Origin of the sequence: Paractinoplanes aksuensis (assembly GCF_024137025.1) — a bacterium.
Classification (GTDB): domain Bacteria; phylum Actinomycetota; class Actinomycetes; order Mycobacteriales; family Micromonosporaceae; genus Actinoplanes; species Actinoplanes aksuensis.
Window position 1 is genome coordinate 42,549 of the sequence record NZ_JAMYJR010000002.1, and the last position, 22,414, is coordinate 64,962.

General features: G+C 71.0%; 20 protein-coding genes. 8 read left to right on the forward strand and 12 right to left on the reverse strand.

Annotated elements, in window-relative coordinates; genetic code table 11:
* Position 1: 1 nt before the first annotated feature.
* Complete coding sequence (locus tag M1L60_RS02145; RefSeq protein ID WP_253235534.1) at positions 2–2,107, forward strand: glycoside hydrolase family 95 protein; 2,106 nt, start codon at positions 2–4, stop codon at positions 2,105–2,107.
* The gene (locus M1L60_RS02150; RefSeq protein ID WP_253235535.1) at positions 2,104–4,875 is read left to right on the forward strand and encodes a glycoside hydrolase family 2 TIM barrel-domain containing protein; all 2,772 of its coding nucleotides are present in this window, start codon (positions 2,104–2,106) and stop codon (positions 4,873–4,875) included. Before M1L60_RS02145 ends, M1L60_RS02150 begins: the two co-directional genes overlap by 4 nt.
* Before the next feature lie 80 nt (positions 4,876–4,955).
* Here M1L60_RS02150 and M1L60_RS02155 read toward each other — a convergent pair whose 3' ends face one another.
* Entirely contained in the window at positions 4,956–5,897 is a 942-nt protein-coding gene (locus tag M1L60_RS02155) for a hypothetical protein (protein WP_253235536.1), read from the reverse strand.
* 192 nt (positions 5,898–6,089) lie between these two features.
* Positions 6,090–6,584 carry a MarR family winged helix-turn-helix transcriptional regulator gene (locus M1L60_RS02160; protein WP_253235537.1) on the reverse strand — a complete coding sequence of 165 codons (495 nt, stop codon included), beginning with the start codon at positions 6,582–6,584 and terminating at the stop codon, positions 6,090–6,092.
* Positions 6,585–6,663: 79 nt separating this feature from the next.
* Here M1L60_RS02160 and M1L60_RS02165 point away from each other — a divergent pair, with 79 nt between their 5' ends.
* From M1L60_RS02165 to M1L60_RS02180, 4 genes are all read left to right on the forward strand, one after another.
* Positions 6,664–7,065, forward strand: coding sequence for a MarR family winged helix-turn-helix transcriptional regulator (locus M1L60_RS02165; RefSeq protein WP_253235538.1), 402 nt, complete (start codon positions 6,664–6,666; stop codon positions 7,063–7,065).
* Between the two features lie 35 nt (positions 7,066–7,100).
* Positions 7,101–7,370: a hypothetical protein gene (locus tag M1L60_RS02170; protein ID WP_253235539.1), complete on the forward strand. Its 270-nt coding sequence runs from the start codon at positions 7,101–7,103 to the stop codon at positions 7,368–7,370.
* A 20-nt stretch (positions 7,371–7,390) separates the two neighbouring features.
* The gene (locus M1L60_RS02175) at positions 7,391–7,528 is read left to right on the forward strand and encodes a hypothetical protein (RefSeq protein WP_253235540.1); all 138 of its coding nucleotides are present in this window, start codon (positions 7,391–7,393) and stop codon (positions 7,526–7,528) included.
* A 233-nt stretch (positions 7,529–7,761) separates the two neighbouring features.
* Entirely contained in the window at positions 7,762–9,816 is a 2,055-nt protein-coding gene (locus tag M1L60_RS02180; protein WP_253235541.1) for a cellulase family glycosylhydrolase, read from the forward strand.
* On the opposite strand, the gene M1L60_RS02185 is transcribed toward M1L60_RS02180, so the two are convergent.
* Positions 9,797–10,714 carry a DMT family transporter gene (locus M1L60_RS02185; RefSeq protein ID WP_253235542.1) on the reverse strand — a complete coding sequence of 306 codons (918 nt, stop codon included), beginning with the start codon at positions 10,712–10,714 and terminating at the stop codon, positions 9,797–9,799. The genes M1L60_RS02180 and M1L60_RS02185 overlap by 20 nt on opposite strands.
* Positions 10,715–10,823: 109 nt before the next feature.
* Here M1L60_RS02185 and M1L60_RS02190 point away from each other — a divergent pair, with 109 nt between their 5' ends.
* Positions 10,824–12,053: a cellulose-binding domain-containing protein gene (locus M1L60_RS02190; protein ID WP_253235543.1), complete on the forward strand. Its 1,230-nt coding sequence runs from the start codon at positions 10,824–10,826 to the stop codon at positions 12,051–12,053.
* Between the two features lie 82 nt (positions 12,054–12,135).
* Here M1L60_RS02190 and M1L60_RS47670 read toward each other — a convergent pair whose 3' ends face one another.
* A complete protein-coding gene (locus M1L60_RS47670; protein ID WP_253235544.1) occupies positions 12,136–13,215 on the reverse strand; it encodes a diguanylate cyclase domain-containing protein in 1,080 nt (359 codons plus the stop codon).
* 82 nt (positions 13,216–13,297) lie between these two features.
* Complete coding sequence (locus M1L60_RS02200) at positions 13,298–13,786, reverse strand: MarR family winged helix-turn-helix transcriptional regulator (protein ID WP_308208412.1); 489 nt, start codon at positions 13,784–13,786, stop codon at positions 13,298–13,300.
* A gap of 92 nt (positions 13,787–13,878) precedes the next feature.
* Between M1L60_RS02200 and M1L60_RS02205 the strand changes: the two genes are divergently transcribed.
* Entirely contained in the window at positions 13,879–14,454 is a 576-nt protein-coding gene (locus M1L60_RS02205; RefSeq protein WP_253235546.1) for an NADPH-dependent F420 reductase, read from the forward strand.
* A gap of 123 nt (positions 14,455–14,577) precedes the next feature.
* Here the strand turns inward: M1L60_RS02205 and M1L60_RS02210 are convergent, their stop codons facing one another.
* The 7 genes from M1L60_RS02210 to M1L60_RS02240 form a co-directional block, all read right to left on the reverse strand.
* Positions 14,578–16,305: a CocE/NonD family hydrolase gene (locus M1L60_RS02210; protein ID WP_253235547.1), complete on the reverse strand. Its 1,728-nt coding sequence runs from the start codon at positions 16,303–16,305 to the stop codon at positions 14,578–14,580.
* A gap of 129 nt (positions 16,306–16,434) precedes the next feature.
* Positions 16,435–17,049, reverse strand: a complete 615-nt coding sequence (locus tag M1L60_RS02215; RefSeq protein WP_253235947.1) for a hypothetical protein — start codon at positions 17,047–17,049, stop codon at positions 16,435–16,437.
* Positions 17,049–18,401 (reverse strand): hypothetical protein, encoded by a 1,353-nt coding sequence (locus M1L60_RS02220; protein WP_253235548.1) that lies wholly within the window; start codon positions 18,399–18,401, stop codon positions 17,049–17,051. The genes M1L60_RS02215 and M1L60_RS02220 overlap by 1 nt, the downstream gene beginning before the upstream one ends.
* Positions 18,398–19,186 (reverse strand): ABC transporter ATP-binding protein, encoded by a 789-nt coding sequence (locus tag M1L60_RS02225; protein ID WP_438862067.1) that lies wholly within the window; start codon positions 19,184–19,186, stop codon positions 18,398–18,400. Before M1L60_RS02225 ends, M1L60_RS02220 begins: the two co-directional genes overlap by 4 nt.
* A 20-nt stretch (positions 19,187–19,206) precedes the next feature.
* Positions 19,207–19,998, reverse strand: a complete 792-nt coding sequence (locus M1L60_RS02230; RefSeq protein WP_253235550.1) for a cupin domain-containing protein — start codon at positions 19,996–19,998, stop codon at positions 19,207–19,209.
* On the reverse strand, positions 19,995–20,531 hold the full coding sequence (locus M1L60_RS02235) for an RNA polymerase sigma factor (protein WP_253235551.1): 537 nt from the start codon (positions 20,529–20,531) through the stop codon (positions 19,995–19,997). Before M1L60_RS02235 ends, M1L60_RS02230 begins: the two co-directional genes overlap by 4 nt.
* 65 nt (positions 20,532–20,596) lie before the next feature.
* A complete protein-coding gene (locus tag M1L60_RS02240) occupies positions 20,597–22,399 on the reverse strand; it encodes an NAD(P)/FAD-dependent oxidoreductase (RefSeq protein WP_253235552.1) in 1,803 nt (600 codons plus the stop codon).
* Between the last annotated feature and the right edge of the window lie 15 nt (positions 22,400–22,414).

Sequence of the window (22,414 nt, forward strand, 5' to 3'; positions counted from 1 at the left end):
CATGACTCTCGAGCGCCGCCTGTGGTCGTCGGAACCGGCCCGGGAGTGGCTCGAGGCGTACCCGCTGGGCAACGGACGGCTGGGCGCGATGGTGTACGGGACGCCGGGGCGCGAGCACCTGCAGCTCAACGACGGCACGGCGTGGTCGGGCAGCCCGGCCGGCGAAGCCGCCAACAGCCGCATCGATCCGGCGGTCGCGGCCTCGGCTCTGACGGCGGCCCGGGCCGCGCTGGCCGCGGGTGACCCGGTCGAGGCCGACCGGCGGCTGCTCGAGGTGCAGGGCGGGTGGTCGCAGGCCTACCTGCCCTTCGCCGACCTGCACGTCTCGGTCGGCGACGGCGTCGTCACCGACTACCACCGCGAGCTCGACCTGGGCACCGCCACCCACCGCGTCCGCTACCGCCTCGACGGCAATCCGTTCGTCCACCGGTGTTTCGTGTCGCAGCCGGACGGTGTGCTGGTGCTCGTCATCGAGGCCGGGGAACCGGTCGGCATCACCTGGTCGCTGTCGTCGCCGCTGCGGGTGCTGGGCGGCGGGGACGACTGGCTGACCGTTCGGCTGCCCAGCGACATGCCGCCACCGCACGAGCCGGATCTGGCGCCGGTCTGGGGTGGCGACGCGCTGCGCGGGGCCGTGGTGGGGCGGGCGCGGCACGACGGGCGGCGGTTCGAGCTGATTCTCGCGACCGAGACCACGTTCGCGGGCATCGGGCGGGATCCGGTCGGCGACGAGCACACCGCGCGCCGGCGGGCGGAGGAGCGCGTCGAGCGGGCCTTCGCGATCGGGGTCACCGGGCTGACCGGGCGGCACGTCGAGGCGTACGGGAAGAAGTTCGCGCGGACGACGCTCGAGCTCCCGGCGCACCCGGAGGCGGCGCTGCTGTTCCACTACGGCCGGTATCTGGCGCTGAGTTCGTCGGCCGCGGGCGGGCTGCCGTCGACGTTGCAGGGGCTGTGGAACGACCAGATGCGGCCGCCGTGGAGCTCGAACTACACGATCAACGTCAACACCGAGATGAACTACTGGGCGGCGACCACGGCCGACCTCGAGGAGACGCTCGACCCGGTGCTCGACCTGCTCGAGGCGCTGGCCGACAGGGGCCGGGCCACGGCTCGTACGATCTATGGGGCGCGCGGCTGGGTGGCCCATCACAACACCGACGCCTGGGCCTTCACGTCGCCGGTCGGGCGCGGGCGGGCGGACCCGGCGTGGGCGTTCTGGCCGATGGGCGGCGTGTGGCTGTGCTGGCTCGTCTTCGACGTCGATGACCCGCGGGTGTGGCCGATTCTGCGCGGCGCGGCCGAGTTCTGCCTCGACTGGCTGCCGCAGGGGCTGGCGACCTCGCCCGAGAACCACTACCTTTCCCCGTCCGGTGAACCGGTCGCGGTTGCCTCGGCCTCCACGATGGACCACGCGCTGGTCGCCCGGCTGTTCGACGCGGTGCTGGCGCGGGGGCCCGCGGACGACCCCGTCGTGGCCGAGGTGCGTGCGGCCCGCCCGGGGATCCCGGATCCGGTCGTACGGGACGGGTTGATCGAGGAATGGCCGGGGAACCCGCCGCCGGCCGAGCCGCACCACCGGCACCTCAGCCATTTGGTGTTCGCCTACCCGGGGGACACCTCTTCGTTGGGGACGGCTGTCTCGCGCAGCCTGGACGCGCGTGGCGACGAGGCGACCGGGTGGTCCCTCGCGTGGAAGCTCGCGCTGCGGGCCCGGCTGCATCAGCCCGATCACGTGTCGCGCCTGCTGCCCCTGGTGCTGCGACCGGCCACGGCCGACCGGGCCGGGCTCTACCCCAACCTGTTCTCGGCCCATCCGCCGTACCAGATCGACGGCAACCTCGGGTACGTCGCCGCGGTCGCCGAGATGCTCGTGCAGAGCCACTCGGGCATGATCGAACTGTTGCCCGCGGTCCCGTCGCAGTGGCCCGAGGGCAAGGTGACCGGCCTGATCGCCCGGCCCGGGATCGCGGTCGACGTGGCCTGGACGACAGTCGACGGGCACGTGCGGGTCACCGACTACGCGCTGCGGGCTCGCCGTCCGCGGGGCCGCACCACCGTCACCGTCCTGGTGAACGGGCGCCGGGAAGACAGGGACCTCAGATGACGGCACAGTTCGAGATCGTCGAGCCGCCGGTGGGTGCGCTGCCTCCGCGCGCACGGCTGAATTCGACGGCCGGGGTGCTGTCGCTGGACGGGACCTGGCAGTTCGCGTGGTCGCCGACGGCCGAGACGGGCAAGGACCCGGCCGACCCGGGTCGGACGTGGGACACGCTGCCGGTGCCGTCGCACTGGCAGCTGCACGGCTACGGCTCGCCGGCGTACACCAATGTCCGCTTCCCGTTTCCGATCGACCCGCCGTACGTGCCGCAGGACAACCCGACCGGTGAGTACCGGCGGATCGTGCGCCGGCCCGCGGACTGGCGGGGCGGGCGGGTGCTGCTGAGGTTCGACGGCGTGGACTCGTGGTTCCAGGTGTGGGTCAACGGGGCGCCGGTGGGGCGGGCCTCGGGCAGCCGGCTCACCGTCGAGTTCGACGTGACCGCGCATCTGACCGGGGGCGACGATGTGCTCGCGGTGCGGGTGCACCAGTGGAGTTTCGGCAGCTACGTCGAGGATCAGGATCAGTGGTGGCTGTCGGGGATCTTCCGGTCGGTGGCGCTGCTGCACCGGCCCGAGGGCGGCATCGACGACCTGTACGTGGTGGCGGGCGGGGACGGGTCACTGTCGGTCACGGCGCCGGTGCCCGTGCGGTTCACGCGGCCGGACGACGTGCAGCCGTGGTCGGCCGAGAAGCCGGCGCTGTACCGGCTGCTGGTGAGCACCGACGCGGAGACGGTGTCGCTCGACGTCGGGTTCCGGACGGTCACGGTGGACGGGGATCGGCTGCTGCTCAACGGGAAGCCGCTCGTGTTCCGGGGGGTCAATCGGCATGACATCGATGCCCGGACCGGGCGGGCCGTCTCGCGGGCGCGGATGGAACACGATGTCGCGCTGATGAAAGAGCACAACATCAATGCCGTACGGACGAGTCACTATCCGCCTGACCCGTACTTCCTGTCGTTGTGTGATCGGTACGGGCTGTACGTGATCGACGAATGTGACATCGAGACGCACGGGTTCGGACTGGTAGGGTGGCGGGGGAATCCGTCGGACGATCCGGCCTGGGGTCCGGTGTATCTGGACCGGATGCGGCGGATGGTCGAGCGGGACAAGAACGCGCCCAGCGTCGTGATGTGGTCGCTCGGCAACGAGGCGGGGTGGGGCCGCAATCTGGCCACCAACGCGGCCTGGACTTCATCCAGGGATGCGACCCGGCCGATCCACTACGAAGCCGACGAGGAGTGCGAGAGCGTCTCCGTCTACAGCCGGATGTATCCGACGTACGACAAGCTCGAGGCGATCGGGCGTGGGGCCGAGCCTGCGCTGGCCGACCCGGAGCGCGATCGGCGCCGCCGCGGGCTGCCGATGATCATGTGCGAGTACGGGCACGCTATGGGGAACGGGCCGGGCGGGCTGGCCGACTACGAGGCGATCATCGACGCGTATCCGCGGTTGGCGGGCGGGTTCATCTGGGAATGGGCCGATCATGCGCTGCTGAGTGACGGTTCCTACCGCTACGGCGGCGATTTCGGCGAGCTTGTGCACGACGGGTCGTTCGTCGTCGACGGGTTGCTCTTTCCCGACCGTACGCCGTCACCGGGCCTGACCGAGCTGGCCGCGATCATCACGCCGGTGCGGCTGCGCTTCGACGGCGACGACCTGCTGATCGAGAATCGATGGAGTTTCACGACTACTGCGGAGGTGGTTTTCGCTTCGGCGGCGGGGGAGGTGCTCGACGTGCCGCCGATCGAGCCACTGACGTCATACCGCCTGTCGGACGCACCCCCGAGCGTCACGGCGACCCTCGGCGGGAAGGTGCTGGCCCGGGCGCAGCGACCGCCGGCGTTGGGTGCGCCTGCACGCTCTGGGGCGAGCGGCCGTGAGCGACTCGGTGGCGTCGTGATTTCGCAGCCCAGCCGTGAACAACATGGTGACGCCGGGGTCGACGATGCTGGTCGTGAGCCGTTTGGTGACGCCGGGATCGACGCGGGCGGCCGGGGTGGAGCAGCCGCCGGTCGGTCCATTCCACGCCCGGATCGTCTCGGGCCGTTCCCGCTGGCCTCGGTGGCGTTGGACGCCTGGCGGGCGCCGACCGAGAACGACCGCTTCCCGGGCTGGGACGGCAAGGTGTCGATGGAGGAGCAGTGGCGGGCGGCCGGGCTCGACCGCCTGATCGCCGCGCCGGCTCGGGGTCGCTACCAGCCGGCCGGGCTCGACAGCGGCTTCGAAATCGATTATCGATGGTCGATACGCGATGACGGGCTCCGGCTTGACGTCGACATCGAGCGGCTGGGGGAGTGGCGGCTGTCGTTGCCCCGGCTGGGGATCGCGCTGGCCCTGCGCACCCCGGACCCGTCGTCGGTCGTCTTCTCGTGGCTCGGTCTCGGACCGGGCGAGTCCTACCCGGATTCGCGCGCCGGCGTCTGGTTCGGCGAACACAGCATGACCGTCGGCGAGGCGCAGACCCCGTACGTGGTGCCGCAAGAGAACGGAAACCGCTCCGAGGTGAGCCGGATGAGCCTCGCCGCTCCCGCCGGAACGCTGCACATCGCGGGCGACAGCCCCTTCGACGTCGCCGTGCGGCCGTGGTCGACCGCCGCCCTCGAGAGCGCCCGTCACGCCGACGAACTCGTTGAGGACGACGTGCTCTGGGTCCACCTCGCGGCCGGGGTGACCGGTTTGGGCTCGGCCAGTTGCGGGCCCGCGGTACGTCCCTCGGGCCAGTACCGGGCGGCGCGGGCGCAGCTGGGCTTCGTCTTCACGACCAGCTGAACCTCGTGCCGCCGGTCAGGGCCGGCAGCTGCGGCTGACCCCGCTCCGTCCGCCGGCCGAGCTTGGCTGCTGATTGCTGGTCAGTCGGGCTGGTCGGGCCACAGGTCGGGGTCGGCCCAGGCGCCGGTGATGGCCAGATCGGCGTTCTGCCCTCGTTGGCGGGCGAAGCGCAACGCCAGCTTTTGCAGCAGCACGGTCATGGGGATCTGGTCGAGCAGGGCCGAACCGGTCGAGGCCTCGGTGGTGAAGGTGGCGACCTGCATCCGTTCGAGCACGGCGGCGTGGCGCAGGGCGGTGGTCAGCTCGCCGGGGTCGGCGGTGGGCTGCAGCACGAGCAGGGTGTCGGCCGCCGTGTAGGGGACGGCCGCGCCGTGCAGCAGACGGTCCGGATCGAAGCCTTCGCAGAGGATGCGGGCGCCCTCGCGGATCTTCAGGGCGCCCTCGCGGGCGGTGACCGACCACGGACCGGGGCCGACGATCGCCATCGCGCGAGCCGGGACGGGGACGTCGCCCGGCTCGTCGCCGAGCTGGGCGGCTACGGCCTTCACGTCGCCGCCCGGGGCTCCGAGGTGATGGGCGATCTGCGCCAGCACAGTGAGAGCGGTGGTGTAGCTGACCGTGTACGTCTCGGACGTCTCGGCCACCGGCGTGCGCACCGCCTCGGGCCAGTCGACGGCGGGCCCGGTCACCGAGACCAGGGGAAGTCCGGCTTCGAGCGCGATGCGGCGGCTGCGACGGGCGTACGCCGTCTTGCCGGTGTGGGTGATGACGACCGTCGCGTCGCCGTCGCGAATCAGGTCGGCGCTGAAAGCGTTGGCGGCGATCCAGCGGGCATCGTGACCGGCGCCGGTCAGTTCGGCCGCGCCCAGCTCGGCGGCGTGCAGGCTCGTGCCGGTGCCGATCAGCCAGATCCGTCGCGCGCCGGCCAGGCGGGCGGCGGCCGGGGCGGTCAGGGCTGGATCGGCCAGGGCCCGGATCGCCTCCGGCTGCGCCGCAATCATGCGTTCGAGCTGTGCGGTCATGAGTGCCCTCCCCGTTCACGTGCTTGCGGTCGCTGCCTTGATCTTGCCGCTCGCGTGCTGGTCTCGCGAGTGGTCACGTCGACCCCCGTCGCTCGCGTTGCAGTACTTGTCGCGGGTTGGTCTGGCGGATCGTCAGGTTGGTTCTCGCGTCTCGCGTGGTGGTTCTTTGTCGCGCGCTGGTCTCATGAATGATCACGTTGAGCCCGGCCGCTGACGTTGTGGTTCTTGTTGCCCGCTGTCGTGACTCTTCGGGTTGCTGTGGTGGTCGACGAGGGTCGTCAGCAGGCTGGTCAGGTCGGCCCGTTGGGTGGGGTCGAGTGGGGCCAGCACCTCGTCCTCGACGGCGGCCAGCAGTTTGTCGAGCTTGCGCAAGGTGCGACGGCCGGCGGTGGTGATCCGGACCAAGTTGCGGCGCTTGTCGGCCGGGTCGGGCGCCCGCTCGACCTGCTCGCGTTCGGCCAGCTCGTTGAGGACGGCGACCAGGTCGCTGCGGTAGATCCGGGTGCGGTCGCTCAGCTGGGCCTGGCTGGCCGCGCCGAACTCGTCGAGCGTGGCCAGCACGGCGTAATGCCACTTCCTGGCGTCGACCCGGGCCAGCTCGTCGTTGACCAGCCGGTCGGAATGCATGGCGGCCAGCGACAGCAGCCGGGTCCGCAGAGTCCGCAACCGCTCGGCGCCCTCGCTCATGTCGCCAGCCTAGCACTTGCGTTAGTCACACTAACGACCTAGCGTCGGCGTTAGTGCCACTAACGAAATGGAGCACACCATGACCCCCATCCCGTTCGGCGCCCAGCTCATCGGCCGCACCGAGAAGGCCCTGAACGCCCTCCTCGAGCGCGCCCTCGCCGGCACCGGCCTGACCGAGCCGCAGTGGGTGGCCCTGACCCTGACCGTCACCGCCGAGGGCGCCGACCCCACTCCTCGGATCGCCCACTCCCTCCGGATCGGCGAGCCCGCTGCCGGCCGCCGCCTGACCGAACTGGCCGATCTGGGCTTGGTCCGCGCCGCTGAGCCCACCGCCCACGGTCGCGCGGTGTGGCAGGCGGTGCGCACGCAAACCGGCCGCGCCACCGATGAACTGTGGGGCGACCTGCCCGAGGCCGACCGCCTGACGGCCGCTCGTGTCCTCAACACCGTTCTCGCCCGCGCCGACGCCGTCCTGGCCTGAGGTGGGCGGTGGCCGAGGTCCGTTACCATCCGCGGATGACCACGATGACGACTCGCCTCCACGTGCCGACCGCGGGCCGCCATCGTGCTGGTGGATGGTTCCTGGTGGCGGCGCAGTTCGGGTTCACCGCGCTGTACGCCTTCAGCGCCTGTCTCGGCTCCGCGCGGGCCGCCGAGCTGACCGGGCAGTGGTACGTCCCGTCCCAGGGTGACGGCCTGACCGACGAGCTCGACGTCATCGGCGGCTGGCCGTGGGCGGCCCTGGTGACGATCGTGGTGTCCAGCGGTTTCGTCTTGCCCTGCTGAGCTTCTTCGTCTCGCTCATCGTGTTCTTCAGCGGTTACGCCAAGGGCCGCCGCCGGCTGACCGTGGCGCTGATCGCCTCGACCGTCACGACGGTCCTGTTGCTCGTAGTCAGTCTGACCCCGCCCATGATGTCCCTGTCGGGCTGGCTCCTCGACTGACCAGCGCGACGCGTTCGGCCAGCGCGACGCGTTCGGCCAGCGCGACGCGTCGGTCAGCGCGACTGTGAGCGCTAACAAACCGCACATCGTACGAGCCCGCCTCGGGAGAAGCAAGACGCGCAGCGCAAAGTTGGGAGCGCTCCCAGATTTAAGGAAACGTTGATTGACGTCTATCAAATATGGCGGATAACGTGCGCTTCCCCTGTTACGCACGTGTTCCCCAAGGCGGATAGATGTCTTCCACCCGTGGCACCCGGCGGCGAGCGGCCCTGGCCGGCGTCGTCGCCCTGCTCACCCTCCTCGGCCTGTGGACCGCGACTGCCGCCGGCGCCGCCGCGGCCGGCTGCAAGGTCGTCTACACGGTCGGCTCGCAGTGGAGCGGCGGCTTCACGGCCAACGTCGCGATCACCAACCTCGGCGACGCGATCTCGAGCTGGCGCCTGACCTGGGCCTTCCCGGGCAGCCAGACCGTCACCCAGGCCTGGAACGCCTCCGTCACCGCCGCCGGCGCCGACGTCACCGCCACCAACGCGAGCTACAACGGCTCGATCGCCACCAACGGCACCGCGAACTTCGGCTTCAACGGCAGCTGGACCGGCAGCAACCCGGTCCCGGCGACGTTCGCCCTCAACGGTGTCACCTGCACCGGCACCACCGGGCCGACCACGCCCCCGACCACACCGCCGACCACGCCACCCACGACCCCACCGCCGACCGGTAACGCGGAGGCGACCGTCGCCGCCATGCAGCCGGGCTGGAACCTGGGCAACTCGCTCGACGCCACCGGCGCCGACGAGACCTCGTGGGGCAACCCGCGCATCACCGAGGCCCTGCTCGACGGGGTCAGGGCGCAAGGCTTCAAGAGCATCCGCATCCCGGTCACCTGGGGTCAGCACCAGGGCGGTTCCCCGAGCTACACCATCGAGGCGGCTTACCTGGCCCGGGTCAAGGAGGTCGTCGACTGGGCCCTGGCCGACGGCTTCTACGTGATGATCAACGTCCACCACGACTCGTGGCAGTGGCTCAACAGCATGCCCGGCGCCCAGTCCCGGTACGACGCCACGTGGACCCAGATCGCCGCCGCCTTCCGCGACAGCCCGGACAAGCTGGTGTTCGAGAGCGTCAACGAGCCCCAGTTCACCGACGAGGGCCAGAGCGCGACCCACCTCAACGCGCTCAACACGTCGTTCCACAAGATCGTGCGCGGTTCCGGCGGCGGCAACGCGACCCGCCTGCTCGTGCTGCCCACCCTGCACACGTCGGCCGACCAGGTGCACCTGGACGCGCTGGCCACCACGATCGCCGCCCTCAACGACCGGAACATCGCCGCTACCGTGCACTACTACGGCTATTGGCCGTTCAGCGTGAACATCGCCGGCACCACCACGTTCGACGCCACCACCCAGGCCGACCTCGTCGGTTACCTCGACCGCTCGGCCGCCACGTTCACGGCCAAGGGCATCCCGGTCATCCTGGGCGAGTGGGGCCTGCTCGGCTTCGACCGGTCGCTGAACGCGGTCGAACAGGGCGAGAAGCTGAAGTTCTTCGAGTATCTGGGCTACTACGCCAAGCAGAAGAAGATCACCACGATGCTGTGGGACAACGGCCAGCACCTCGACCGTACGGCTTTGACCTGGCGCGACCCCGAGCTCTACGCCCACGTCAAGTCGGCGTGGACGACTCGCTCAGGAACGGCCGACACCGATCAGGTTTTCCTGTCCAAGTCGACCGCGATCACCGCCAAGACCGTCACGCTCAATCCGAACGGCACGACGTTCAGCGCGTTGCGTCTCAACAACACCGATCTCGTACGCGGAACCGACTACACCATCAGCGGCAACGAGCTCACGCTGAGCTCCGCGCTGCTGACCCGGCTGGCCGGCGACCGCGCGTACGGCGTCAATGCCCGTGTCACCGCTGTCTTCTCGGCCGGCGTGCCGTGGCGGATCAACATCATCACGTACGACACCCCGGCCGTGGCCGCCCGCAGCGGGACCACCGCCGCCTTCACCGTCCCGGTCACCTTCCGGGGCGACCGGCTCGCCACCATGGAGGCCAAGTACGCCGACGGCAGCAACGCCGGCCCACAGAACTGGACGTCGTTCAAGGAGTTCGCCTACACGTTCCTGCCCGACTACACGGCCGGCACGGTCGCGCTCACCCCGGAGTTCTTCGCCGACGTCACCGACGGCGCGAAGGTGACGCTGACCCTGCACTTCTGGAGCGGGGCCAAGGTCACCTACTACGTCACGAAGTCCGGAAGCACGGTCACTGGTGCGATCTCGTGACAGCTGGTTCCGGAGCCGGCCCGCGTGGCCGGCTCCGGGACACCGCCACCCCGGCCAGGCACAGCACCCCGCCGGCGATGGCCAGCGCGCGCGGCACCTCGTCCAGGATCAGCCAGGACAGCAGGATGACCACGACCGGGACGGCGTACGTGGTGGAGCCCATCTTGCCCGCGGTCGTGCGGGCCAGCGCGTAGGCCCAGGTGGTGAACGCGACAGCGGTCGGGAACACGCCGAGGTACACGACGTTGAGCGTGGCGCTCATCGGAGCTGTGCGAATGTCGTCGATCAGCTGCCCCGCGAACGGCAAACACGCAACGGCGCCGATCAAACAGCCGAAAGTGGTCGCCTGCAACGCCGAGGCGTACCGAAGGGCGGGTTTCTGCGCCACGACACCGGCCGCGTAGGTGACGGCGGCGACCAGGCACAACAGCACCCCGAGCACGGACGCCCGCCCGCCGCCGGACATCGACAACCCGACCACCACGGCCCCCGCGAACGACACCCCGATCCCGGCCAGCAATCGCGGCGGGAAGCCCTCGTGCAGCAGCCAGCCGGCCAGCAGCGCCATGACGGCCGGCCCGACGTTGACGATCATCGCGGCCGTGCCCGCGTCGACCAGTTCCTCACCCCAGTTCAGCGCGACCATGTACAGCCCGAACCACAGCACGCCCGAGACGGCGATCCCCGGCCAGGCCGCGCGTGGTGGCAGTCCCTGCCTCCGGACGAGCAGGAACAACACGAGGACAACAGCCCCCGACAGCAGCCGCCCGAGCGCGAGCGAGCCGGGGGAGAAGTGCGGGGCAGCGGCCCGGATCCCGACGAACGCCGAGGCCCAGAACACCACCGTGACGGAAGCGGCAGCCACAGCCGCCCACGGCACACGTTCGGTTTCTTCCATACCGCCACCCAACCGCGCCGACGTTTCGGTGGCTAGCGAAAAACGGACCGCACACCTCGGCGCCCGAGTTTCTCTTCCGTTCCGCGCCCGGCCCTCTCGAGGAGGAGTGATGAAACGTCTGGTTGTCTGGTCGGCCGCCTGCCTCATGGCGGCGTTCTCGGTGGTGGCGGTGCTGCGACCCGCGTACGCCGCGGTGGGGTGCCGGGTGACGTATGCGGTCACCAACCAGTGGTCCGGGGGCTTCGGCGCCTCGGTCACCGTGGCCAATCTCGGGGACCCGCTCAACGGGTGGACGCTGCGCTTCGGCTTCTCCGACACCGGCCAGAAAGTCGTACAGGGATGGAACGGGACCTTCGCCCAGAGCGGGACCGCCGTGACCGTGACCAACGCGGGCTGGAACGCGTCCGTGGCCAGTGGTGGCACGATCAGCCTCGGGTTCAACGGATCGTTCACGGCGGCCAACCCGGTGCCCACCGGCTTCTCGGTGAACGGGACGGCGTGCACGGGCTCGGTGCCACCGACGACACCGCCGACCACGCCACCCACCACTCCGCCGACCACGACGCCGCCGCCCACCGGTGACGCCTGGAACCCGCCCTCGACGCTCGTGCAGCCGCTGGCCGCGGTCTGGACGCATCAGGAACAGACCTACAGCAACGGCAACCTGTACGGCTTCCGCAACTACGGCTGGGACCAGTTGTTCGCGGCCAACGGCGCGATCAACTACTGCGTACGGTGGGATTCCAGCGCCCGGGTGACCGCCGCCCAGCGCGACAGCATCCACGCTGCGCTGCAGCGGCAGTACCAGAAGTGGATGGACCAGATGCTCGACAACGGGCAGGGCTGGAACAACTGGCCGTACAAGCAGGTGCCGGTGAAGGTCGTCGGCTGGGCCGTCCGCGACCGGGCCCAGCTCGAATGGACCGACAGCTCGGTCGACATCTACGTCAACAACATCAACGAGAACGCGCCGCAGTGCGCGCCGGCCTGCGGCCGGTTCTTCCACCAGGACAACAACTATTCGGGCTGCCCGGGCGGCGCGGGCCGGCACTACGACCACTCACTGTGGCTGACCGCCGGGTTCGGCGGCGGCGCGGGCGGTGACTGGGGTCAGCGGATGGGCTCGGAGTACTTCATGAGCAACCTGACCGCCGAGAACATCCACATCTTCCTGCACGAGCTCGGTCATACGTACGGCCTGGACGACTTCTACGACTGGGACCCGACGCCGGGCCGGGGCTTCATCATGAAGGCTGGTAGCGCCACCCAGATCACCGACTTCGACAAGTGGATGTTCCGCGACTGGTGGCGGCACCTCAAGTCCCGCTACGGCCGCTGAACGAACGGGCGTTGAGCGGATGCGGTCGCGTTTCGGCTGCTGAACGAACAGGCGTTGAGCGGATGCGGTCGCGTTTCGGCTGCTAAACGGACAGACGTCGAGCGGATTTCGCCGCGTACATGGCCGTGTCCGCCCGGTGCAGCAAAGTGTCAAGCGAACTGTCGCCCGACGCGGCGCCGACACTGGCGCCGACGGTGACGTTCTCGCCGCGCACGACCATCGGCTCGGTCAGGGCGCTCCGGATGCGGGAGACCGCGTCCGGAGCGCCCGGCCCGCTGAGGACCAGTGCGAACTCGTCCCCGCCGAGCCGGGCCACCAGGTCGCCCGGGCGCACTTCGGCCCGCAGGCGACGGGCGACGACGGCCAGCACCTCGTCGCCCGCGGCGTGGCCGAGGCGGTCGTTCACGGGCTTGAAGCCGTCGAGGTCGATCAGCAGCACCGTGGCGCCGGGGTGGCGGGCCAGCAGCGACCGGCCGCGCTCGTGGAAGGCGGCCCGGTTGCAGAGGCCGGTCAGCGAGTCGTGGTGGGCCTGATGGGCCAGCTCGGCGCGCTGGCGTTCCAGCTTGACGGCCAGGCCCCCAATGATCGACATGGTCAGGAACTGGCGTACGAGCACCAGTGTGAACGTCGCCAGCAGCACCCACACGAGCACGGGGTCGAGCGTGCCGTGCTGCACCTGTTCGATGGCCACGGCCGCGACGGCGAGCACGATCGGGACGTACGGAAGAAGGGCCCAGCCGCCGCCGAAGTGCCGGGCCGCCCGGTCGACCTCGATGCGGGGTGTCTCGAGGCGGCTGCCGGTCAGGATCAAGCCGGCGGCGAACAGGTAGCCCGAGCCGACGCCGCTGTACCAGGACTGACCGCCGGTGCTGTGGTGCACGGCGAGCATGGCCGTGGCGGCCAGGACGACGGAGGCGGCCCCGAGCACGCGCGGGTTGTGCCCCGTACGCCCGGGGAAGTTGCGGGCCATCGTGACGACCGCGACCGCCGCCGCGAGCACCTCGAACGCCGTCAGCGCCGTGGTGGTGACCAGTGCCGGCCCACTGACCTGGGCCGGGGCGAGCACGTAGACCCAGCAGAGGGTAAAGATGGCGCCCGCCACGGCCGCGACGTCGAGCAAGCCGCGATAGCGCTGGGCGCCGGTCATCGCGACGGTCGCCACATTCGGCCGCCGGCGCGCCGAGTTGAGAGGTCCGGGCATCGCGCCGGGAGAGCCGGGGCCGGCTGAGGGGTAGGGCCGGGTTTCAGTCGTATCGCTCGTAGATCTCGGTGCGGGCCCGCGACGGGTCGAGCCGGTGCAGGACTCCGTCGAGGATGTCGGTCAGTTGCGCGACCTGGTCGGGGGTGAGCGCGTCGATCACGTTCTCGCGCACGGTGGCGACGTGGCCGGGGGCCGCCTCGCGCACTTTCGCCCAGCCGGCGTCGGTCAAGCGCGCATTAGTTGCGCGTTTGTCCTCGGGGCAGGGGAAGCGCTCGATCAGACCGCGTGTCTCCAGGCGCTGTGCCACGTGGGAGAGGCGGGCCAGGGTGGCCGTGGTGAGCTCGGCCAGGGCGGTCATCCGCAGCGTCCGGTTCGGCGCCTCGGACAGCATGGCCAGCACGAAGTAGTCGAAGTGGGTGATCTGGGCGTCGCGCCGCAGCTGCGAGTCGAGCGCGGCGGGCAGCAGTTCGAGCACGGCGGCCAGGCGTACCCAGGCGGCCTTCTGCTCCTTGTCGAGCCATCGCGTGTCCACGGTCACCAGTTTCCACGAGATTGGTTGTTGCTACAACTGGATGCGCCATGCAATGGTTGTAGCAACAACCAAGACGGGTTCAGGAGGACACCATGGCGAACATCAGCATCCTCGGCACCGGCAACATGGGTCAGGCCATCGGCGGTCTCGTCGCCAAGGGCGGCAACACCGTTCAGCAGCTCAACACCTCGAACGCCGGCGAAGCGGTCACCGGCGACATCGTGATCCTGGCCGTCCCGCACGCCGCCCTGGCCGACATCGTGGCCACCCGCGGCGCCGAGCTGGCCGACAAGATCGTCGTCGACCTCACCAACCCGGTCGACTTCGCCACCTTCGACAACCTGACGGTGCCGGCCGACGGTTCGGCCGCGGCCGAGCTGGCCAAGGAGCTGCCGCAGTCGAAGGTCGTCAAGGCCTTCAACACCAACTTCGCGGGCACCCTGGCCACCGGCTCGGTCGGCTCCGAGACCACGGCCGTGCTGATCGCCGGTGACGATGCCGACGCCAAGGCGGCTGTGGCCGAGTTCGTCTCGGCGGCCGGCCTGCGCGCCGTCGACGCCGGCTCGCTCAAGCGGGCGCGCGAGCTCGAGTCGCTCGCCTTCCTGCAGATCAGCCTGGCCGCCGGCGAGAAGCTGTCCTGGAACGGTGGCTTCGCCGCCGTCGCCTGATCCGGGACGCCGAACGGGTGGTGACCGGGACCCGGTCACCACCCGGCGTATCAGCGGCCCACGTCGAGCCGAACTGCTTTTGGCGTGTCAGTGGCTACCACAGGCCGCACTGAAATTCGGCGCTCAGAACTTCAGCGCGGCGCGACCGCCGACCAGCGGCAGCTGGATTGTGCTGCTCGTCGGACGCACCGACACCTGAGTGCCGGGAAGCGGCCGCAGCGTGTAGTCGTAGTCGGTCGACAGCACCACGACGCCGATCCGGTGCCCGGCCGCGAAGATGTGCTCCATCGGCTGCATGTCCCAGCGCAGCCGATACGTCTTTCCCTGGACCACCGGCAACGACCGGGTGAGCGACGCCCGATTGCGCGGGTCGATCCAGCCGCGCGTCACGATGACCGGGTCCGCTCCGGCCGGCCCGTAATCGACCAGCAGCGCGGTCACGTTGGCCGCTGTCCGGTTGTCGACGCTGACGTCGACCGCCACCTTCGGCGCTCCGCTGAGCCGGGCCGGACCAGTCAAGACCGGGCTTCGGTACGCCAGGGAGTGGCCGGCCGGTTCGAGCAGTTCCTCCGCCGGGGTCGTACGCCCGTTGTCGACGAACGTGTCCCGGCGGGCCGGCCCGACCGCCAGCGGCAGCGTGACCGGAACCGAACCGGGCACCGGCCACGCAGCCGAGGTCCCGGTCACCGCATAGGAAGCGTCCTCGAAGGTGACCGGCGCCTCGCCCTGGATGCCGCTGTCCGCGCCGTAGATGTAGTGGTCGATCCAGCGCCGCATGGCCGGAAAGAACTGCGGAGCACTGGCCGACCCGTGGTCGCCGTCGTAGAGCCACAGCTTCCGGTCCACGCCGTGCCGGCCCAGCGCCTCCCAGAGCTGGATGCCCTGCTTGGTCTTGACGTTCCAGTCCCGCAGGCCCTGCACGATGAACACGCTGGCCTTGATCTTCGACGCCTTGGCCGCGTAGTCACGGGCGGCCCAGAACGGTGAGTAGTCCCCGGTGGCCCGGTCCTGCTCCCGTTCCAGCTTGTCCATCGCCGCCGCGCAGACCTCGGGGTTCTTCCGCGACAGGATGATCCGGGCGTGGATGTCGGCGTCCTCGCCCTGCCAGCCGTAGGGCGCTACGACCAGGCCGTTGGCCCGGTACTCGTCGTACCAACTCGAGACGGCCGACATCGGGATGATCGTCTTCAGGGCCGAGGCGCCGGTCACGGCGGCGGCCAGCGGCAGCGTGCCGTTGTACGAGACCCCGTACATGCCGACCTTCCGAGCCGACCAGTCGGCCGCCACCACCGCTCCGGACGAGTCGTAGGCCCGCCCCGAGCCGCCCAGCCAGTCGATGACCGCCCGCGTCGCCGCCGCCTCGTGCGGCCCGCCCGCGTCCGGGCAGCCGGTCGACCCCGCGGTGCCGAGGCTTTCCATCGAGATCATGGCGTAGCCCCGGCGGACGAAGAACTCCCAGGTCCCCTCCTCGGGATAGCCCTCGTCCCCACCGGCCCGGGCCTGCTTCCGCAGCGGCAGCTCACCGGGATCCACGTCGTGATAGGGCACGTCGGGCCAGTTGTCGCCCAGATAGGGCGAGGCGATCATGAGCGAGCCGACTTTCAGGCCGTCGGTCTCGGTCTCGCCGGGCCGGGTGACCTCCAGGCGGACGCGGTCCCGGACCCCGTCGCCGTCGGTGTCCAGCGGCACCTCGACGAAGATCTCCTCGGTGATCGCCTTGTCGTAGTCGAAGACGGGCTGGGTCGCGCCGTCCCGGATCACGACGGTCGCCGGCCCAGCGCCGGTGGCCGCCACCCCGGGCAGCAGCCCGACGACGGCGGCCGTCACCGCGGCCATGACTGGTTGAAGCATGCGTCCTCCACGGAAGGGGAATCGTCCGTAGAGGAAGACTCGGCTCGGGGCCCGGTTGTGGCGTCCCTCCACTGTGAACGCCGTCGGAACGCCCGGGCGACGTGACGGCCGGGGCGGCTGCGCGGAGGGCTACTGGCCGAGGGCGGCCTCGGCCGGGGCGCGGCGGGGGCCGACGCGCCAGGCGTAGGTGAGCACGCCCGCGCCGAGCAGCACGGCCGCCGTGACGGCTGCGACCCGGCTGTCGCCCGGCTGGACCAGCCAGAACACCGACTCGCGCCACCCCGGCGGGGACTCGCCGCCGCCGACGATCAGCTGGATGACCGCCCAGCACAGCGGCACCTGCCAGGCCATCCGGACGCCGGCCAGGGCCACCCCGAGGCCGATGAGGCCGGTCAAGCCGGCCACCGCCCGCAGCATCTCGTCGGCCGGACCGAACGACGCGCCCGTGGCCCGGCTGGCCAGCAGCGGGACCGCCGCGACGACGCCCAGGGCCAGCAGGTGCAGCGCGCGCCGAGGCGGCCACAGCAGGGCCGTGCCCGACTCGAGCGAGTCGTCGTCGCCGCCCAGGGTCGAGATCATCGCGGCCAGCACGGCCAGGACCGTGAAGATGGCCAGACCCCGGTTGATCTCGGGCGTGTCGGTGAACATCGACCAGCCGGCCCAGCACAGGGCGGCCGCGGACAGGGCGACCGCCACCGCCACCGGTACGCGTCGCGAGCGGACGTAGAGCCGCAGCCAACCCATCACGACGACGCCTTACCGGTCAGGATCGGCAGCAGATCCTCCTGGCAGGCCAGGGACGCGTCGCGGACGGCGGCCACCCGGCGGATCTGCTCCTTCTCGGGCAGCGCGCGCAGGCCCCGCACAGTCTCGGGCACCTGCTTCTGCAGGTCGGGGAAGTAGCTGAGGCCGTCGTCGACGCCGGTCAACTCGTCCTTACCCAACAGCCAGGCCGCGACGGCGTGGGCAGCCACGAGGTCCTGCCCGCCCTCGCAACCGTTCCACAGCGTGCCCGCGGCGAGCAGGACGTTCTCGGTCAGCGCCGGGCCGATCTTCCCACGGGTCACGCCGAGATCGAAGTTGACCGTGCCGGGCTCGGGGCGGGTGGTGCCGGTGCTCTGCCAGTCCGATTCGCCGGGCTTGTAGACCTCGTCGGCCCGCCACTCGACGGCCCGGGTCTGACCGCCGGGCAGTTTGGCCAGGAGGGTGAGAGCCTCGCGGACCTGCGGCGCCGCCTCGTCGAGCAGCTGCCGGTGGGCGGCGATCACGCAGACCTGCGGGGCGCCGTCGGTGCAGACCAGCTTCTGCGCGCCGGCGTCGACGCGGTAGTGGGTGTCGGCGGTCTTGCCGGGCACTATGGCCGCGATCGACCCGGCCACGCCCAGCAGCACCACCGCGGCCACCCGGGGCAGCCACGACCGGCCCGCGGCGAGCAGGAAGCCGGCGCCGATCAGACCCGCGCCGAACACCGCGTACCCGAGCAGGGCGCGTCCGGTGACGGCCTCCCACGCATAGATGGGCGGCTGGGCCAGCATCGACAGGTTTTCCAGGTACGAGGGCTCGCCGGGCGGGCCGATCTCGGCGAACCCGAACTGGAGCAGCAGGCCGAGCACCGCGACCATCGGCGGCACCAGCGGCGACGACCAGGCCCGGCCCGCGGCCAGCCCCATCCAGGCCCCGCCGGCCAGCACCAGCACCCCGGTCAGCGGCCACAGCACGGTCACCGCGGTCGTGTAGGTGCCGCTGGCCAGGATCCAGATCGCGCCGCCGGCGTAGACGAGCAGGTGCCCGACGGCGACGGCCACCCCGAGCGCGAGCAGGCCGGGCAGCAGCCGGTGGGCGGTGGGCCGTCCGGTGCTGGCGAACAACTCGGCGGCCCGGGTGCGCTTCTCGCGCCGGCCCAGCACCGCGCCACCGGCCAGGGCCAGGGGCAACAGCAGGAACATCGAGGACGAATGGATGTACGCGAAGAGGTGCCAGGTGCCGAGGCCGAGGTTTCCGCCCAGGGCGAGACCGGCGATGCCGGCTCCGATGAGCAGGGCCAACAGCGTGGGCGCATTGGAGCGGCGTAGTTCGACGCCGAAGATGCGCCTCACGAGGCGCTCCGGTGCGAGCTCAGCAGCGAGGTGTAGCCGCGCTCGGCCGGGCTGTCGCCGGTGCCGCCCTGCTCGCCGATCTGGATCAGCGCGGCCGGCAGGCCCTGCCAGACCAGTTTGCCCTCGTCCACCAGCACCACGTCGGTGCAGGCGGCGACCACGTCCTCGACCAGGTGGGTCGAGACGACGACGCAGCTGTCGGTGCCGAGCTCGCGCAGCAGCGTGCGGAACTCGACGCGCTGCTCGGGGTCGAGACCGACGGTCGGCTCGTCGAGCAGCAGCAGGTCGGGGTCGTTGACGATGGCCTGGGCGATGCCGACCCGGCGCAGCATGCCGCCGGAGAGGGCCTTGAGCCGCGAGTCGGCCCGGGCGGTCAGCCCGACCCGTTCGACCGCCCGCTGCACGGCGCCGGGGATGGCGGCCTTGGGCATCTCGCGCAGCCAGGCCATGTACTCGACGTACTCGCGCACGGTGAACCGCGGGTAGAAACCGAAGTGCTGCGGCAGGTAGCCGAGGCGGCGGCGCAGCGGGCGCAGCACGCGGCTGCTGGTGGCGTCCTCGCCGAGCAGCCGCAACTGCCCGCCGGAGGGCCGGTGGACGGTCGACAACGCCCGCATCAGGGTCGTCTTGCCGGCGCCGTTGGGGCCCAGCAGGCCGTGCACGCCGGTGCCGAGCTGCAGGTCGAGACCGTTGACGGCGAGGTGCCGCCCGGCCTTGACGCGCAGCTCCGTCGTCTCCACCGGCCACGCGTAGGTGGTCGGTTTCAGCTCGGTGGCGCTGACCATGCGTACCAAAGGGGGTCTCCTTAGTTGAAGCGCCGGTGGTCGCCGGCGCGTGCGACGGCGAGGACGGCGCCGATCAGGGTGGCGGCCGCCCAGACGGGCAGGCTCGAGGGCCGGACGACAACCGGCAGGTTCGCGGTGAGGATCGCGGGCAGGGCCACGGCCAGCAGCCAGCCGGCGCTGAGCAGGGTCGCCGCGCGGGCCACCCCGATCAGGCCGCCGAGCAGCAGGCTGGCCGCGGTGAAGGCGAGGCTGGGCAGCAGCCAGAGCGCCGGGGACATGTCGAGCAGCCACCCGGCCGCGGCCAGGGGCGGCAGCACGGTGGCGAGGACGACGACCGTACGGCGCAGAAGCAGTTCGAGACCGGCCCGCGCGGTCCCGGTGGTGATCTCCCACGCCGGGTCGCTGCGCCGGGACCAGGCGATGGCCAGGCCGGCCAGCGGCGCCACCGGGGCCAGCAGCAGCACCAGCGACGGGCGCTGGGGGAACTCCCGGTCGAGCAGGAAGGCGGCCAGCACCGTGCTGAGCACCAGGGCCAGCCACGGGACGACCGACCACACGGCCCAGCGGTGCGCGAGGCGACGCCAGGTGCGTCGCCGGACCGGCTCGGGCCCGTTACGCACCCCCCTGTCGATCATCACCTGCACGTCGTCGAGCAAGGTCAGCAGCGGGGGAGAGGCCAGCTCGGCCAGCCGCGCGCGGCACTCGGCGCAGTTCTCCAGGTGGACCTCGACGGCCCAGACTCCTGCGTCGTCGAGCCCCGGGTCCCCGGCGGTGTAGGCGGCCAGCGAGGCGGCCGGAATGTGATCGGTCACGACAATGCCTCCCGCATCACGCTGCGAGCGCGGCGCGCCCGGCTCTTGACGGTTCCCTCGGGCAGGCCGAGGAGGATCGAGGTTTCCCGTACGGTGAGTCCGTCCAGCACCATCGCGTGCAGGACCTCGCGCAGCTCGGGGGCGAGCCGCGACAGCGCGACACCGACCTCGTCGCCGATCGAGCCCGCGAGCGCCTCGTCCTCGGCGGCGGGCGTGCTGCGTACGGGAAGCTCCTCGGACGGGGTTTCGCGGTGCCGGGCCCGTTTGCGCATGGCGTCGACGAGCCGGTGGGACGCGATGGTCCAGAGCCAGCCGGCCCCGCTGCCGTCGGCGGTGAACGTGCCGGCCGCCCGCCACACGGAGAGATACGTGTCCTGCAGGATCTCGGCCACCATGCCGTCGTCCGAGCAGCGGCGCCGCAGGCGGACGGCCAGCCACGGCGAGGTTCGCCGGTACAGCTCGTCGAACGCGGCCCGATCGGCCCGCGCGACGCGCCGCAGCAGCTGCTCGTCGTCCAGCTCGGTCACTTTCATATCCAGACAGACGACGGCGCCACCCGCGACGGATCATCCTCGCGAGTGACGCCGGTCACATCTGGTCAGGACGTGTGGTGCGACTCCTGGAGCCGGTAGACAGGGGTCGGCAGACCTTCGTACCGGGCCTTCAGTTGCAGGGCCAGATAGAGCGAGTAGTGCCGCGACTGGTGCAGGTTGCCGCCGTGGAACCAGAGGTTCTCCTGCTGCGTGGGCTTCCACATGTTGCGCTGCTCGCCCTCCCACGGGCCCGGGTCCTTCGGCGTGTCCGAGCCCAGGCCCCACACCTTGCCCACCTTCTCGGCCGTCGGGGCATCGACCAGGTCGGCCACCCAGCCGTTCATCGAGCCGTAGCCGGTCGCGTAGACCACCAGGTCGGCCGGCAGCTCGGTGCCGTCCTCGAGCACGACGGCGTCCTCGGTCAGGTGGTCGACCTGGCCGTGCGCGAGCTTGACCCGGCCGTCGGCGACCAGGTCGGCCGCGCCCACGTCGATGTAGTAGCCGGAGCCGCGTCGCAGGTACTTCATGAACAGCCCGGATCCGTCGGCGCCCCAGTCGTGCCGGAAGCCGGCCTTCTCGAGCCGGGCGTAGAACTCGGCGTCGCGCTCGGCCATCTGCTCGTACAGCGGGATCTGGAACTCGTGCATGATCCGGTACGGGATCGACGCGAAGATCATGTCGGCCTTGTCGGTGGTGACGCCGCCGGCCACCGCGCGCTCCGAATAGAGGTCGCCCAGCCCGATGTCCATGAGCGTCGCCGACTTCACGATGTGGGTCGACGAGCGCTGCACCATCGTCACGTCGGCGCCGTGCTCCCACAGCGCGCCGCTGATGTCGAAGGCCGAGTTGTTCGAGCCCACGACGACGACCCGCTTGCCCGCGTACGCCTCGGGGCCCGGATGCCCGCTGGAGTGCTGCTGGTCGCCGCGGAACACGTCCTGACCGGGCAACTGCGGGTAGTTGGGTTTGCCCGACATGCCGGTCGCGAACACGACGTGGGCCGGTGTCAGCTCGACCGTGCCGCCGTCGCGGTCGACGATGACGCTCCACCGCTTGCTCGTTCTGTCGAAGGTGGCTGAACGGACGGAGGAAGAACTCCAGTACGGCACCTCCATTACCTTCGTGTACATCTCGAGCCAGTCGCCGATCTTGTCCTTGGGCGCGAACACGGGCCAGTTGGCCGGGAAGGGCAGGTACGGCAGGTGGTCGTACCAGACGGGGTCGTGCAGGCAGAGGCTCTTGTACCGGCCCCGCCACTGGTCACCGGGCCGGGCGTTCCGGTCGATGACCACGGCCGGCACGCCGAGCTGGCGCAGCCGGGCCCCGAGAGCGATCCCGCCCTGGCCACCCCCGATCACCACGACGTACGGCTGTTCCTCGCGGCCGAGCGCGGCCGCCTCCTGCTCCCGCCGCTCCTTCCACGACTGCCGCCCCTCGGTCAGCTCGTGCTCGACCCCCTGCGGCCGCCGGTCGCCCTGCGCCTCCTCGTGCCCCTTGAGCTCGCGCAGGGTGGTCAGCAGCGTCCACGCGCCCTCGGCCTTGAGCCGCAGCAACCCGCTGCCGCGCCCGGCGGCTGTCTCGAACCGGATCCAGGCCTCGATCACGCCGCCCGCCTCGGACGGCTCCTCGGTCACCTCGAACCCGGACGGATCGGTGCCGTCCAGGGTGGCGATGAGCAGGTCGGCGACGCCGTCCCGGCCCTCGACCGTGGTGATGTTCCAGGTGAACGCGACCAGGTCGCGCCAGTAGCAGTCGGTGGCGAAGAGGGCGGCCGCGGCCGGCACGTCCCGGGCCCGCAGCGCGGCCTCGAAGGACGCGAGCCAGTCGTCCACGCGCTGCCTCACCGTGAGCTCGGTTGTGTGCGTCATGCCCGCCAGCAGACA